At 64.9% G+C, this 15,135-nt stretch carries 14 protein-coding genes; 10 read left to right on the forward strand and 4 right to left on the reverse strand.

The features are described from left to right. Window positions 1–2: 2 nt before the first annotated feature. From GTP77_RS07330 to GTP77_RS07365, 8 genes are all read left to right on the forward strand, one after another. Entirely contained in the window at window positions 3–785 is a 783-nt protein-coding gene (locus GTP77_RS07330; RefSeq protein ID WP_161071502.1) for an SDR family oxidoreductase, read from the forward strand. Window positions 786–817: 32 nt separating this feature from the next. Next, on the forward strand, window positions 818–1,216 hold the full coding sequence (locus GTP77_RS07335) for a dihydroneopterin aldolase (protein ID WP_161071503.1): 399 nt from the start codon (window positions 818–820) through the stop codon (window positions 1,214–1,216). Beyond that, the gene (ttcA, locus tag GTP77_RS07340; RefSeq protein WP_161071504.1) at window positions 1,216–2,142 is read left to right on the forward strand and encodes a tRNA 2-thiocytidine(32) synthetase TtcA; all 927 of its coding nucleotides are present in this window, start codon (window positions 1,216–1,218) and stop codon (window positions 2,140–2,142) included. The genes GTP77_RS07335 and ttcA overlap by 1 nt, the downstream gene beginning before the upstream one ends. Before the next feature lie 73 nt (window positions 2,143–2,215). Continuing rightward, window positions 2,216–2,449, forward strand: coding sequence for a ribbon-helix-helix domain-containing protein (locus GTP77_RS07345; RefSeq protein WP_161071505.1), 234 nt, complete (start codon window positions 2,216–2,218; stop codon window positions 2,447–2,449). Beyond that, the gene (locus GTP77_RS07350; RefSeq protein ID WP_161071506.1) at window positions 2,439–2,720 is read left to right on the forward strand and encodes a type II toxin-antitoxin system RelE/ParE family toxin; all 282 of its coding nucleotides are present in this window, start codon (window positions 2,439–2,441) and stop codon (window positions 2,718–2,720) included. The genes GTP77_RS07345 and GTP77_RS07350 overlap by 11 nt, the downstream gene beginning before the upstream one ends. A gap of 119 nt (window positions 2,721–2,839) precedes the next feature. Further along, window positions 2,840–3,166 (forward strand): ArsR/SmtB family transcription factor, encoded by a 327-nt coding sequence (locus GTP77_RS07355; protein ID WP_161071507.1) that lies wholly within the window; start codon window positions 2,840–2,842, stop codon window positions 3,164–3,166. Between the two features lie 13 nt (window positions 3,167–3,179). Next, a complete protein-coding gene (locus GTP77_RS07360) occupies window positions 3,180–4,145 on the forward strand; it encodes an acyl-CoA desaturase (RefSeq protein WP_161071508.1) in 966 nt (321 codons plus the stop codon). A 9-nt stretch (window positions 4,146–4,154) separates the two neighbouring features. Next, window positions 4,155–4,490: a hypothetical protein gene (locus GTP77_RS07365; protein WP_161071509.1), complete on the forward strand. Its 336-nt coding sequence runs from the start codon at window positions 4,155–4,157 to the stop codon at window positions 4,488–4,490. Between the two features lie 14 nt (window positions 4,491–4,504). Here the strand turns inward: GTP77_RS07365 and GTP77_RS07370 are convergent, their stop codons facing one another. From GTP77_RS07370 to hppD, 4 genes are all read right to left on the reverse strand, one after another. After that, the gene (locus tag GTP77_RS07370) at window positions 4,505–6,274 is read right to left on the reverse strand and encodes a M14 family zinc carboxypeptidase (protein WP_161071510.1); all 1,770 of its coding nucleotides are present in this window, start codon (window positions 6,272–6,274) and stop codon (window positions 4,505–4,507) included. A gap of 33 nt (window positions 6,275–6,307) precedes the next feature. Continuing rightward, window positions 6,308–7,831, reverse strand: coding sequence for a S41 family peptidase (locus GTP77_RS07375; RefSeq protein ID WP_161071511.1), 1,524 nt, complete (start codon window positions 7,829–7,831; stop codon window positions 6,308–6,310). A 131-nt stretch (window positions 7,832–7,962) separates the two neighbouring features. Continuing rightward, window positions 7,963–11,529, reverse strand: coding sequence for an indolepyruvate ferredoxin oxidoreductase family protein (locus tag GTP77_RS07380; protein WP_161071512.1), 3,567 nt, complete (start codon window positions 11,527–11,529; stop codon window positions 7,963–7,965). A gap of 110 nt (window positions 11,530–11,639) precedes the next feature. Continuing rightward, window positions 11,640–12,770, reverse strand: a complete 1,131-nt coding sequence (hppD, locus tag GTP77_RS07385) for a 4-hydroxyphenylpyruvate dioxygenase (protein WP_161071513.1) — start codon at window positions 12,768–12,770, stop codon at window positions 11,640–11,642. A 127-nt stretch (window positions 12,771–12,897) separates the two neighbouring features. Here hppD and GTP77_RS07390 point away from each other — a divergent pair, with 127 nt between their 5' ends. Both GTP77_RS07390 and GTP77_RS31030 read left to right on the forward strand, forming a co-directional pair. Beyond that, window positions 12,898–13,425, forward strand: a complete 528-nt coding sequence (locus tag GTP77_RS07390) for an Lrp/AsnC family transcriptional regulator (RefSeq protein WP_161071514.1) — start codon at window positions 12,898–12,900, stop codon at window positions 13,423–13,425. 131 nt (window positions 13,426–13,556) lie between these two features. Continuing rightward, a complete protein-coding gene (locus GTP77_RS31030) occupies window positions 13,557–15,134 on the forward strand; it encodes a methyl-accepting chemotaxis protein (protein ID WP_308807699.1) in 1,578 nt (525 codons plus the stop codon). Window position 15,135: the final 1 nt, after the last annotated feature.

Raw genomic sequence — 15,135 nt, forward strand, 5'->3', positions numbered from 1 at the left:
TCATGACACAGGCAGACAACACGGCGGCGCCGGCCCCGGTGGCGCTGGTGACCGGCGCCGGGCGCCGCATCGGCCGCGCCATCGCGCTGGGCATGGCGCAGGCCGGCTGGGACGTGGCGGTGCATTACCGCCACTCGCTGGCCGAGGCGCAGCAGGTGGTGGCGCAGATCGCCGCCATGGGCCGGCGCGCCATCGCCCTGCCCTGCGACCTGGCCGACGAGGCGGCCGTGCGGCGCCTGCTGCCGCAGGCCGTCAGCGTGCTGGGACAGGTATCCTGCGTGGTCAACAACGCCTCGCTGTTCGACTACGACAGCGCGGCCAGCTTCACCCAGGCGCGGCTGGCCGAGCACATGGCGGCCAATGTGGCCGCGCCCATCCTGCTGGCGCAGGCGCTGCACGCGGCCACGCCGGACGGCGCCCAGGCCGTGGTTTTGAATCTGCTCGACCAAAAACTGTACAATCTCAATCCCGACTTCCTGTCCTACACCTTGTCCAAGGCCGCGCTGCACACGGCCACGACCATGCTGGCCCAGGAACTGGCGCCGAAAGTGCGCGTGGCCGGCATAGCGCCCGGCATCACGCTGGTGTCCGGCGAACAGAGCGAGGACGGCTTCGCCAAGGCGCATACGCAAACGCCGCTGGGCCGTTCCAGCACGCCGGAGGACATCGTGGCCGCCGTGCTGTACGCGGCCGGCGCGCGCGCGCTGACCGGCAGCACGCTGCTGGTCGACGGCGGCCAGCACCTGCAGGCTTCGCCGCGCGACGTGATGTTCCTCGCGAAATAATTATTTATACTCTTTATACTGAAAGCTCAACCATGCTGTCCGCCCTGACCCACCCCCGGCTCCAAGACTGCCGCCGCCTGTTCCTGCGCAACTACGAAGTGCTGATCAACATCGGCGTGCACGATTTCGAGAAGAAGGGCGAGCAGCGCGTCCTGATCAATGTGGACCTGTATATCCCGCTGGCGCTGTCGACCCCGACGGCCGACGAGCTGCACGAGGTGGTGGACTACGACTTCATGCGCGAGACCATCGCGCGCCGCATGGCCGAGGGCCATGTGCACCTGCAGGAAACCCTGTGCGACGACGTGGTGCAAGCCATGCTGGCGCACCCGCGCGTGCGCGCCGCGCGCGTGTCGACCATGAAGCCGGACGTCTACCCGGATTGCGAAGGCGTGGGCGTGGAAGTGTTCCGTATTAAGGATGACGTGTAATGAACGCAGTGATGGAAAACCTGGCCGCCGCGCCAGCAGGAAAGTCGGCCGAAAAGATCGCGCTGGAAAACAACAAGCTGCACAAGCGCCTGTGCCGCCTGGTGGGCCAGGCCATCGGCGACTTCAACATGATCGAAGACGGCGACAAGGTCATGGTCTGCCTGTCCGGCGGCAAGGACAGCTACGCGCTGCTGGACATCCTGATGACCTTGCGCGAGCGCGCGCCGATCAATTTCGAGATCGTGGCCGTCAACCTGGACCAGAAGCAGCCCAACTTCCCGGCCGACATCCTGCCGGCCTACCTGGAAAAGCTGAGCATCCCCTACCACATTGAAAACCAGGACACCTACAGCATCGTCAAGCGCCTGATCCCGGAAGGCAAGACCACCTGCTCGCTGTGCTCGCGCCTGCGCCGCGGCATCCTGTACCGCGTGGCCGACGAGCTGGGCTGCAACAAGATCGCCCTGGGCCACCACCGCGACGACATCCTGGAAACCTTCTTCCTGAATATGTTCTTCGGCGGCAAACTGAAGGGCATGCCGGCCAAGCTGGTGTCGGACGACGGCAAGCACATGGTGATACGCCCGATGGCCTACGTGAAGGAAGCGGACACCGAGCGCTACGCCGAAGTGAAAGGCTTCCCGATTATCCCGTGCGACCTGTGCGGCTCGCAGGAAAACCTGCAGCGCAAGCAGATCAAGAACCTGATGCGCGAATGGGACAAGAAGCATCCAGGCCGCGTGGACAACATCTTCTCGGCGCTGTCGACCGTGGTGCCCTCGCACCTGATGGACCGCGACCTGTTCGGCTTCCAGGACATCAAGGCCGACGGCCTGGCCAACCCGCTGGGCGACATCGCCTTCGACGAGGAGCCCTGCTCCACGCCGAGCACCGCGCCCGGCATCATCCCGCTGCAGCCGCTCTGATTTGCATCAAACCGCCACGCCTTGCCGATGTTACGGCAAGGCGTACAATCGGTTGTCAAACCAGGAGCACACCATGGACGCCCCAGTAGCAAGCTCACTCCCCGAAACTTTGCAGCAGCAGCTGGCCCAGCTGGCCGAACTGACCGGCCAGTCCGAGAGCAGCATCATGCAACTGGCACTGCAAGAATACCTGGACTGCCATCTCCCCGAGATGCTGGAACTGCAAGCGTCCGAGCAACAAGCCGATCGCAAGGAATTTGCGTCCAAAGAAGAAGTTCGGGAAGTATTCGCCCGATATGGCGCATGAACCCGAACTTGAATGGACGCCTCTTGCCGTTAAGAGCCTGGAGCAGGTTCTTGCGCGCATAGCCCAGGATAACCCAGCTGCCGCGCAGCGATTCGCCCGAAGAGTAAAACAAAAAACTGAGCAATTGCGCCAGTACCCCGCGCTTGGCAAAGCCGCCCACAACAAGCGCCGCATCCTGCTTGTCCATCCAAACTATCAACTCACGTACCGCGTCACCGACCAAGCGGTCGAGATCCTCAACATCCGCCACGTCGCACGCAAGCCCAAATAGCGCTCAATTGGCGCCCAAAACTGCCTGCCTCAACAACCGGCTACTCCACACAATTTTCTTGACATCTCATTTTCGACGGCACAATATATTAACAAATTCGTTAATTATCTAATTAAATAATGTCCCTGGATAAAGTATTTGAAGCGCTGGCATCGGCGCCACGCCGCAAAATCCTGGCCTACCTGGCCGAGGCCGAGATGAATACGTCCGAACTGGCGGCGCGCTTCGAGATGAGCGCACCGGCGATTTCGCGCCACCTGTCGGTGCTGGAAAACGCGGGGCTGATCAGCAGCGAACGGCGAGGCCAGTTCGTGTTCTACAAGCTCACAGCGGACAACGTCGCCAACACCCTGACCAGCTATGCGCTGGAGCTATGCCCGGCAGGCAGGCCGCTCAAGCGCGAGTCCGCCGCCATCGCCGCCAACCGGCGCAACCGGAAAGTCTAGACGGGAGAAACGCATGCCTTCGATACCAGACAGCCTGAAACAGCACCGCGTCCGCAGCGCGGATCCCGCAGGCGTTATCGGAGGCACGGTGCGCTACGCGCCGCTCAAGTCTCTGTGGTTCAGCGGCATGGCGGGCGCCGCCCTGATCGGTGGCATCGCCACTTTTTCCTGGACCGCATTCGCCCTCTTCCTCGCCGCCACCGCTTTTGTGCTGCTGTTCGGCCATTCACTGGGCAGCCACCGCAAGCTGATACACAACAGCTTCCAATGCCCGAAATGGCTGGAGTACACGCTGGTCTATTGCGGCGTGCAGGTCGGCCTGGCAGGCCCGCTTGGCCTGCTGCGCCAGCACGAACTGCGCGACTACGCGCAGCGCATGCCGGACTGCCACGATTACCTGCGCCACGGCCGCAGCTTCTGGCGCGACGGCTGGTGGCAGATCCACTGCGACCTGGCGCTCGACACGCCGCCCGCCATCCATTTGGAGCCGGCCATCGAGAACAACCGCTTCTACCGCTTCCTGGAGCGCACCTGGATGCTGCAGCAGCTGCCTCCCGCCCTGGCGCTCTACGCCATCGGCGGCTGGAGTTTCGTCGTCTGGGGCGTGTGTGCACGCATCACGGCAGGCATCTTCGGCCACTGGCTGATAGGCTATTTCGCGCACAACCACGGCCCCATGCATTCGGAAGTCTATGGCGCGGCCGTGCAAGGCCACAACATCCGCTTCGTGTCCCTGTTGACCATGGGCGAGTGCTGGCACAACAACCATCACGCCTATCCGGGTTCTGCGTGCCTCGGCCTGTATGCCGGCGAATGGGACCCGGGCTGGTGGACCTTGCTGGTGCTGCGCCGCACTGGACTGGCATGGGACCTGCGCCTCCCGCACCAGTTGCAGCACCGCCCCGAACTGCGCAAACTGGACACGCTGCAGCATTCCCCTTGCATCGCCCCTCCGCTCATGGGCACTATCTCAACTTAAGGATATGCCATGAAGGTCGATACCAATTCCAACGCAGTGCAGGGCAAGCTGGAGTTCGTCAAGAAAATGGCCGGCGGCGATTTCCAGGCGGCGCTGGACGGCGCCATGGGCGGCGCGGCGGCGAAGACGAATCCGGTGGCCGAGCTGGAGGCGTATATGAAGATGACGCCCGCCGAACGCATGCGCGATGCGCTGCTGAAAAAGCTGGGCATAAGCGAGGAGGACCTGGCGGCCATGCCGCCGGAACAGCGCAAGAGCTTCGAGGAGAAGATCGGCCAGCTGGTGCAGGAAGAAATGCAGAAGGCCGATCATAAAAAAGGCGCCCGTATCGATACGAGCGCCTGAGATTAGCGCACCTCTTAACGCGCCACCGCGCTGCGCATCACCGGGTACAGCTTGAAGCGCTCGTCCCACGACGGGTGGCGGCGGGCGAAGAAGTCCAGGCGCTGCGCGGAACTGGCGGCGAAGGCGGGGTCGCTGTCCAGCTTGCGCTTGAACTCGGCCGCCACGGCCGGGTCTTTCAGCTGTTCGCGCGCCACTTCCTCGGCCACGTATTCCTCCATGTACTCCTTGCGCTCGAAGGCGTTGTTGAACGCGCCCCAGGCCAGCAGCGAGTCGGCGCTTTCCGGTTCCAGCATGGCCATCACAAGGCGCGACTTGGCCTGCGCGATGGGCACGAACAGCGCGCCCTTGCCCACTTCGCGCGCTTCCCTGCGCCACGCGCCTTCCACCGCCAGCGCCTGGTGCCCTTCAAAGGACTGCGCGCCGAATTTGCTCTTGTCGGCGCGGAAGGCTTCCACTTCGACCTTGCCCAGGTCCGCGTTCAGCACCTTGTAGCTGATACCGTGCTGCGCCAGCTTGGCCGCCACCATGTTAGCCTGCGCGGCCGGCACCAGGTAACCGCCGGCCGGCGCCGCCACCTGAAGGTTGGGCACCACTTCGTCGCGCAGCGGCACGGTCCACATTTGCGGCTTGCTCTCGTCGTAGCGGGTCCACAGCGCGCCGGACACGCTGGACGGCGTGCGCGTGTATTCGTAGCCGGCGAACTGTATCATCCGCGTGCGGTCGGTGGTGCGGTAGCTGAGCGGCACCAGCTGGTTGCCCAGGTTCAGCGCGCGCGCGTCCGCCTCGGCCGCCAGCTTGCGCCACTCGGCGCCGTGCTCGGCTACCTGCGACAGCAGCGACACGATGGTGTTGCGCGTGATGCGCACGCGGGTCGGATAGTCTTTCCACGAGTGGGTTTCCACCAGCATGGCGAAGCGGTTGCGCAGCGGGAAGTAGCCGGTCGAGAAGCGCGGCGCCGACATGCTGTCCTCAAAGCCGGACTGCGGATCGTCGGTCTTGGCGAAGGAGATGTAGTAGTGCTTGGGGTCGGAACCTTCTTTGCGCAGGTCGGCCATCACCGCCTCGCGCAGTTCCACGCCGGCCGTCATCAGCGCCGCGTCGCCGCCGTGCACCGGCTCCACCTGGATGGACACGTCGGGCTGGAACTTGGCGCCGTCGGTCACGTGCAGGTCGATATAGGCCAGCGGGTCCCAGGCGTTCACCAGCGCCAGCATGGCCTGCATTTCCGGCGCGTCGGCCTTCACGTAGTCGCGGTTCAGATTGTAGTTCTGCGCCGTGGTGCGCCAGCCCATCGCCACCGGGCCGCGCTGGTTGGGACGGTTCCATTCGCCGAAACGCTCATGGCCGTCGACGTTAAACACCGGCACGAACAGCAGCACCTGCTTGTCCAGCGCGCCCGGCGCGGCCTTGCCTTCGAGCGCCTCGCGCAGCGCCAGGAAGCCGGCGTCCTTGCCGTCGATCTCGCCGGCGTGGATGCCGCCCTGCACCAGCAGCACCGGCAGGCCGCGCTTCTTCGCCTGCTCCGCCGTCAGCGCGCCGCTGCGCGAGACGGCCAGCGCCAGCATGGGCCGGCCTTCCGGCGTGCGGCCGAACTCGAAGCAGCGCACTTGCTTGGGGTAGGCCTGCTGGAAAGCCTTGCACAGCTGCTGCACTTCCTCGTAGCGGCCGGTCTGCTGGAAGCCGGAGCGCTCCGAGACGGTGGTGAGCGCGGGCGCGGCGTGCGCCAGGGGCAAAGCTGCGGAATAGGCCAGGGCCAGGGTCAACTGCAGGGTGCGGCGTTTCATGTATCAGTTCTCCAGCATGCTTAAAAGGGGCGCTCAGCGCGGGGTATGGATGGCGATCTCGCTTACAGGCGGACGCACGGGCACGGCCAGCGGCTCAGGTATGCCGGAACGCGCGCGCGCGGTGGAGGCCGCCGGGCAACGGCCATGCTCGCGGTAATACAGCGCCGCCGCCAGCTGGCCTTCGGCCGGGTCGCCCTGGCTGCGGCTGAAATCGTCCGCCACATTGCAGGTCGGGGCGAAGCCGTCGCTGTAGTCGCCGAAGCCTTTTGCGTTCACGCCCTGGTACTGGATGGTAAAGTAGGTGGTGCCGCAGTTGGGCGTGGGGACAAAAGCGTAAGGCTTGCCGCAGGTCTGGCCGCCGATCAGGTTGACTTCCACGTCCACGCCGCGCAGCCCGTTGATCACCGATTCGCTGGCCGAGCAGGTGCCCGGGCCGGTCAGGATGGTGACGCGCTTCAGGCCCAGCTTGGGCAAGGGCTGCAGGTAAGGCGCCGGCTTGGGGGTGTTCAAGCCGAGCGACACCGGCAGGAAAATCAGCGGCGTCTGCGGCGTGCCCTTGTCGTTGACCAGGGTATGCTCAAACGTCTTGCCGGCGGTGATCTCGCCGCCGGATATCATGTAGGCCAGTTCGCTGGCGATCACCAGCAGGCCGCCGCCGTTGTAGCGCAGGTCCAGCACCAGGTCGTTCACCTTGGCGTCCTCCAGCTGCCTGAAGGCTTCGATCAGCTGCAGCTCGGACACCGGGTTATGGCTGTTGAAAGTCAGATAGCCCACCTTGCCGGTCGGCGTATCGATCACCTTGGTGTTCTGCACAGGCGGCACGTCCAGCTTGGCCGCTTTCAGGAACACCATGAACTTTTGCAGGCCGCGCGCCAGCAGGAACTCGTGCACTTCGCCGGCCTTGACGGGGAACAGGCCCGCGTTCAGCTTGGCAACGGTGGCGGCGTCGCCGGCCCAGACAAAGTTCTGGAAATCCACCTGGTTCAGCACATCGCCCCGGCGCAGGCCGGCCTGGTCGGCTGGCGAGCCGGGCAGGACGGAGGTGATGGTCCAGGTGCGGGGAATGTTGGGGCCGGTATTGCGTGCCCAGTTCATGCCGTAGCCCAGTTCCACGCCGCGCGACAGCTCGTCGTATTCGGCGCTCGAATAGGTGAAGTGGTAGCGGTCCTTGGGCTTGCCGTTGGCGGTCAGCAGCGGCGTCTTGAGCACATTGAAGTAGTCCAGCGCGGTGCTGTAGGAGGCCGGGTTGTTGGTCGGCACTTCCGAGTACCACAGATAAGTTTCGTCGGTCCACAGGCGCAGGAAGGACTTCTCGTCGTCCAGCGTGCCCTGGCGGTCCGGATAAAACGCGGTGGCGGTGGATTGGCGCGGCGCGGCGCACAGGTTCTGGAAGCTGGAATAGGCGGGCAGGGCCGGCGCGGCCATGCCGCTGGGCGCGCTGCGCGAGACGGCGGCGGCAGTGCTGCTGGCGGTGCCGGTGTTGTTGGCGTCGCCGCCACAGCCAGCCAGGCTGAGCAGCAAAAGGGCGGCCCAGCAGGTAAGTGAGGAAATTTTCATGCGGGAATTATAGTCGCCCGCCATGCCTTTTTTTGTCACAGATTGTTGCAAGCTGTGACCCGCAGGCCGCCAACGAAAAAAAGGGACCGCGCCGCAATGCGGCGCGATCCCCTTCAAGCTAGCTGCCCGGCTCAGGCCGCGTGGTGGCTGGCCGGCTGTCCGGCGTGGTAGACGGCGATCAGGCCGGCCTCCTTGGCCTTGGCCGCCTTCAGGTGGCGCTCCTTCACGTGGCCGTAGCCGCGGATGTCTTCCGGAATGCTGGCGATGGCCACCGCCTGCGCCAGGTTGGCGTCCGTCAGCTTGCCCAGCAGGCCGGCCACGGTCTGGCGGTACTCGGCGATCAGCGCACGCTCCATCTTGCGCTCGGCGGTGTAGCCGAAGATGTCCAGCGCGGTGCCGCGCAGGCCCTTGAACTTGGCCAGCACGCCGAAGGCCTTCATCATCCACGGGCCGAACTGCTGCTTGACCAGGTGGCCTTCCGCGTCGGTCCTGGCCAGCAGCGGCGGCGCCAGATGGAACTTGATCTGGTAGTCGCCTTCGAACATATTCGCCACTTTCTCCTTGAAGGCCGGATCGGTGTACAGGCGCGCCACTTCGTACTCGTCCTTGTACGCCATCAGCTTGTAGAAGTAGCGCGCCACCGCTTCGGTCAGGCGCAGCTGCTTGTGGCCCAGCTTGCCCTCTTCGGCGCGCACGTGGTCCACGAACTCCTTGTAGCGGGCGGCGTACGCAGCGTCCTGGTAGGCGGTCAGCAGTTCCACGCGGCGGTTGATGATGTCGTCCAGCGACTGCGTGCGCTTGAACTCGATCACCTTGGCCGGCGCGGTCAGGCGGGTCACCATGCCCAGGTCGTGCGCGGCGGTGCGGCCCCAGTTGAAGGCGGTCTTGTTGAAGCTGACCGACACGCCGTTCAGCTCGATCGCCTTGACCAGCGAGGCCTCCGTCAGCGGCACCTGGCCTTTTTGGAAGGCGTAGCCCAGCATGAACATATTGGTGGCGATGGAGTCGCCCATCAGCGCGGTGGCGATCTGGCCGGCGTCGATGAACTCCACGCGCTCCGCACCGCAGGCGCGCTTGATTTCGCTTTGCGAGCTGGCGCCCGGGAACTGCCAGTCCGGGTTCTTCACGAAGGCCGCCGTGGTGGCGCCGGTGGAATTGACGGCGGCCCAGGTGCGGCCCTCGCCCATGCGCGACAGCGCGTCGCGGCTGGCGGTGACGATCTGGTCGCAGCCTATCACCAGGTTGGCCGCGCCGGTGCCCACGCGGGTCGAGTGCAGGTCGGCCTGCTTGTCCGCCAGACGAACGTGCGACATGACGGGGCCGCCCTTCTGCGCCAGGCCGCTCATGTCCAGCACCACGGCGCCCTTGCCTTCCACGTGCGCGGCCATGGCCAGGATCTGGCCCACGGTCACCACGCCGGTGCCGCCGATGCCGGTGATCAGGATGCCGAACGGCTCGGCGGTCGACAGCATGGCGGGCGAAGGCAGCGCGGGCATGGCTGCATCACCAGGGGCGGCGGCCTTCTTCGGTTTCTTCAGCGCGCCGCCTTCCACCGTCACGAAGGACGGGCAGAAGCCGGTGGTGCAGGAGAAGTCCTTGTTGCAGGAGGACTGGTTGATCTGGCGCTTGCGGCCCAGTTCCGTTTCCAGCGGCTCCACCGACAGGCAATTCGACTGCACCGAGCAGTCGCCGCAGCCTTCGCACACGGCTTCGTTGATCACGGCGCGTTTGGCCGGATCCGGATATTCATTGCGTTTCCGGCGGCGGCGCTTCTCGGAGGCGCAGGTCTGGTCGTAGATCATGGCCGACACGCCGGGCATGTCGCGCAGCTCGCGCTGCACATCCATCAGCTCGGAGCGGTGGCGCACGGTCACGCCCTCTGCCCATTTGTAGTCGTCCGGATATTTGTCCGGCTCGTCGGTGACGACGATGATGGGCGTGACGCCTTCGGCCGCGATCTGGCGCGAAATCATGCCGGGATCGAGCGGGCCGTCGAAGGTCTGGCCGCCGGTCATGGCGACGGCGTCGTTGAACAAAATCTTGTAGGTGATGTTCACCTTGGCCGCCACCGCCGCGCGGATCGCCAGGATGCCGGAGTGGAAATAGGTGCCGTCGCCCAGGTTGGTGAAGACGTGCTTCTCGTTGGTGAACGGCGCCTGGCCCACCCAGGTCACGCCCTCGGCGCCCATGTGGGTGAAGGTGGACGTTTCGCGGTCCATCCACAGCACCATGTAGTGGCAGCCGATGCCGGCCAGCGCGCGCGAGCCTTCCGGCACCTTGGTCGAACTGTTGTGCGGGCAGCCGGAGCAGAAGAAGGGCGTGCGGTCGGTTTCCGGATTGGCTTTCACCGGCAGGTTTTTCAGCGCCAGTTCTTTCGCTTCCAGGAAGGCCACGCGTTCCTGCACGCGCTTGGCGACAGGATGGCCGGCGCAGTAGTGAGCGATGCGCGAGGCGATGGCGCGCGCGATCTGCGCCGGGTTCAGCTCATAGGTGGCCGGCAGCAGCCAGTCGCCGTGGCCGGTCTTGCCCTTGTTGCTCCATTCGCCGGTGTCGTCGAACTTGCCCACCACGCGCGGACGCTCGCCGTCCGGCAGGTTGTACAGCTCTTCCTTCAGCGCGTACTCCAGGATCTGGCGCTTCTCTTCCACCACCAGGATCTCGTCCAGGCCCTTGGCGAATTCGTGCACGCCGTCCGCTTCCAGCGGCCAGGTCATGCCGATCTTGTAGAGGCGGATGCCGATGTCGGCGGCGGCCTGCTCGTCGATGCCCAGGTCGGCCAGCGCCTGGCGGGTGTCCAGGTAGGACTTGCCGGCGGTGATGATGCCGATCTTCGGTGTCGGCGAATCCCAGATGATCTTGTTCAGCTTGTTGGCGCGGCAGTAGGCCAGCGCCGCGTACCACTTGTAGCTGTTCATGCGGACTTCCATATCCAGCACGGTGTCCGGCCAGCGGATGTTCAGGCCGCCGGCGGGCAGTTCAAAGTCGGTCGGCAGCTGGATCTGCACGCGGTCCGGGTCGAAGTCGACCACGGCGCCGGATTCGATAATGTCGGTCACGCACTTCATCGACACCCACAGGCCGGTATAGCGGCTCATGGCCCAGGCGTGCAGGCCGTAGTCGATGTATTCCTGCACCGAGGACGGGTACAGCACGGGGATGCCGCAGGCGTTCAGGATGTGGTCGGACTGGTGCGCGGTGGAGGACGATTTGGCCGCGTGGTCGTCGCCGGCCAGCACCAGCACGCCGCCGTGCTTCGCGGAGCCTGCGTTGTTGGCATGCTTGAAGACGTCGCCGCAGCGGTCCACGCCGGGGCCTTTGCCGTACCACATGGAGAACACGCCGTCGTACTTGGCGTCCTCGAACAGATTGGTCTGCTGCGTGCCCCAGACGGCGGTGGCCGCCAGGTCTTCGTTCATGCCGGGGTGGAATTTGACGTGGTGCGCGTCCAGGTATTTCTTGGCCTTCATGGCCGTCATGTCCACGCTGGTGACCGGCGAACCGCGGTAGCCGGTGATGTAGCCGGCCGTGTTCAGGCCCGATTTCAGGTCGCGCTCGCGCTGCATCATGGGCAGGCGTATCAGCGCCTGGGTGCCGGTCATGAAGGCGCGGCCGCGCTCCAGGGTCCATTTGTCGTCTAGCGAAATATCTTGCGCTGGCTTACCGGATTCCAGATGGGAATCTTTGACTGGTGCGTTCATTAGGTGGTCTCCACTATTTCTCGGGTGCCCGTGCGCCGTTCTGTGCGGCGCTGGCGGGTTAGTGCTGATGTTACGTAGGGCGGGTTAGGCGAAGCCGTAACCCGCCAAATTCAAACGGCGGCCTTGTCGTCTTTCAATACGCCGCGCTTGATCTGGTCCAGCTCGATGGACTCGAACAGCGCGCGGAAGTTCCCCTCGCCGAAACCCTGGTCGCCCTTGCGCTGGATGATCTCGAAGAAGATAGGCCCGATCACGTTCTGCGTGAAAATCTGCAGCAGCAGCTCGCGCTCGCTTTCGGTGCTGTGGCCGTCGATCAGGATGCGCAGGCGGCGCAGCTCTTCCAGGTTCTCGCCGTGGTGCGGCAGGCGGCGGTTCACCAGCTCGTAGTAGGTTTCTATGGTGTCCTGGAACACGATGCCGGTGTCGCGCATGGCCTGGATGGACTGGTAGATATTGTCCGTACCCAGCGCAATGTGCTGGATGCCCTCGCCGTGGTAGGCGTCCAGGTACTCGGCGATCTGCGATTTGTCGTCCGACGATTCATTGATCGGGATGCGGATCTTGCCGCACGGCGAAGTCATGGCTTTCGATTTCAGGCCGGTGAGCTTGCCTTCGATGTCGAAGTAGCGGATTTCGCGGAAGTTGAACAGGTTCTCGTAGAACGACGCCCATTCCTTCATGCGGCCGCGGTGCACATTGTGGGTCAGGTGGTCGATATAGGTCAGGCCATGACCGGCCACGACCGGGTTGGCCACCGCGCCGGGTATCGCCACGAAGTCCACGTCGTAGATGCTGATGTCGCCGATGGCGCCGGCCGGCACGCCCTTGGCGGCGTTCTTGCCGCGCCAGCGGTCCACGAAGTACAGCAGCGAGTCGCCCACGCCCTTGATGGCGGGAATGTTCAGCTCCATCGGGCCGGTCTTGTTGTCGAAGCCCCAGGCGCCCAGTTCCAGCGCGCGCTGGTAGGCGAAGGCGGCGTCGTCCACGCGGATGGCGATGGCGCACACGGACGGGCCGTGCTGGCGCGCGAAGCGCTGCGCGAACGAGTCCTGCTCGGCGTTGATGATGAAGTTGATGTCGCCCTGGCGGTACAGGGTTACATCCTTGTGGCGGTGGCGTGCGATGGCGGTAAAGCCCATGCTTTCGAACAGCGCGCCCAGGGCCTTGGGGTCCGGCGCGGCGTATTCGACAAACTCAAAACCATCGGTACCCATAGGGTTGTCCCAGGACTCGAATTTCATGCGTGTCTCCTCTGCTTATTTTCCGCCCAGTATAGTCCCGCAGGGGGGGCATTAAATTGCGAACAATTCCCGGACGCCGCCGATGTGCGCAATAATATTGCTTGTAACCTGACCAAAAGAGGGATTTATGACCAAGATTGCGCTCGACAAAACCGACCGTAAGATTCTGGCAATTTTGCAGGGCGACGGCCGCCTGTCCAACCAGGACGTGGCCGAGCAAGTCAGCCTGTCGCCATCGCCGTGCCTGCGCCGCATCAAGCGGCTGGAAGAAGAGGGCGTGATCCGCCAGTACGTGGCGCTGCTGGACCCGGACAAGATCGGCCTGGGCCTGCTGGCCTATGTGAACGTGCGCCTGGAAAAGCACAGCGACGCCGCCGCCGCCAACCACAGCACCGCGCGCGCGCTGGGCGTGAATCCGGGCGGCACCTCGCCGCGCGCCGACTTCGCGGTGGCGGTTGAGCAATGGCCGGAAGTGGTGGCCTGCTACGCCATGACCGGCGAAATGGACTACCTGCTGCGCGTGCATGTGGAGGACATGGACCACTTCTCGCGCTTCATGATGGCCACCCTGCTGCGCCACCCCGCCGTGCTGGACGTGAAGTCCAGTTTCGCCCTGCAGCGCATCAAGGACACCACCGCCCTGCCCCTGGTTTGATGCGGAAAGGCAACAGGTTTGCGCTAAACCGGCGCTAATATAGTAGCGTTTTGCAAGTAAGTGAGAATTGGTGAGAATTGCCTGTGGGACATGAATATATCATGTCAGCTACACTACAGTGCCTACCTAAAATGCAACTTACTTTCAAGCAGCGTATCTGGGCCATCCCAGCGATCGCAGCGCTTCTGTTCGCCACCGGCCTCGGCATCAATCAAAGCTACACCTCCTCCGCCCTGGCGCACATTGCACGCGCCGGCAGCGTCGACTACCCGGCGCTGGACCATCTCAATTCCCTGATCCGCGACGTGCAGGCCATCTCCGAAGGCATGCAGCACGCGGTGGCGGACGGCGAGCAGGACGGCCTGGTGGCGATCCAGAATTCCGCGCAGCGCATCCGCGCCACGCTGGCCACCCTGGGCAAGGTTGACGGCCACGCGCCGGCGGCCGAGCGCCTGGGCGCCGAGTTCAGCGCCTACTACCAGCCCACGCTGCAGGCCGGCAAGATCATGCTGGGACTGGAAAGCGGCGACGCGCCCAAGACCATCGCCGCCATGCAGGCCGCGCTGAAAGTACTGCAGCAGGACCTGGGCCAGAGCTATGCGGCCGAGAGCAAGCAGCTCACCGCCACCCTGGGCGACAGCACGCGCGACGTCAACTTCCTGATGAAGCTCAATATCGTGGTGGCGCTGGTGACCGTGGCCTGCCTGGCCCTGGCCTCCTACGTGATTATCCGCCTGCTGTGGCGCCAGCTGGGCGGCGAGCCGGAGTACGCGATCAAGATCGCCGTCACCATCGCCGACGGCGACTTCACCAGCCGCATCAATACCCTGCCGGACGACAGCGGCAGCCTGCTGCTCAGCCTGCACAACATGCAGCACAAGCTGGCCAGCACCATGCAGCGCATCCGCGCGGCGGGCGACACCATCGCCGGCGCCGCGCACGAGATCGAGGCGGGCAACGCCGACCTGGCCCAGCGCACCGAGCGCGAAGTGGGCGCGCTGGACCAGACCGTGCAGTCCATGCGCCAGCTGACCGCCACCGTGCGCCAGAACGCCGACAGCGCCCACCAGGCCAACCAGCTGGCCGGCGACGCGTCCGGCGTGGCGGAGAAAGGCGGCGCCGTGGTGGCCCAAGTGGTGGACACCATGGGCGCCATCAACGCCTCCTCGCGCAAGATTGTCGACATTATCGGCGTGATCGACGGCATCGCCTTCCAGACCAACATCCTGGCGCTGAACGCGGCCGTGGAAGCGGCCCGCGCCGGCGAGCAGGGGCGCGGCTTCGCCGTGGTGGCTTCCGAAGTGCGCAGCCTGGCCCAGCGCTCGGCCGCCGCCGCCAAGGAAATCAAGACCCTGATCGACGACTCGGTGCGCCGCGTGGACGACGGCGCGCGCCTGGTCGACCAGGCCGGCGAGACCATGAACGACATCGTCAGCAGCATCGCCAGCGTGACCGGCATCATGGCCGAGATCACCGCCGCCAGCCAGGCGCAAAGCGGCGAGATCGAGCACATCCAGGGCGCCCTGGGCGAGATCGACCACGACACGCGCCAGAACGCCGTACTGGTCGAGCAGGCCTCGGCGGCGGCCGGCTCGCTGCTGGAGCAGGCCACCAACCTGGCCCAGGTGGTGAGTGTGTTCAAACTCGGCCAGGACGCCGCGCCGCGCCTGGCCGCCAGTTCCTCTTTTCCCCTCCTAGCAAAGCACTAAA

It is taken from the genome of Pseudoduganella aquatica (assembly GCF_009857595.1).
GTDB lineage: Bacteria > Pseudomonadota > Gammaproteobacteria > Burkholderiales > Burkholderiaceae_D > Rugamonas > Rugamonas aquatica_A.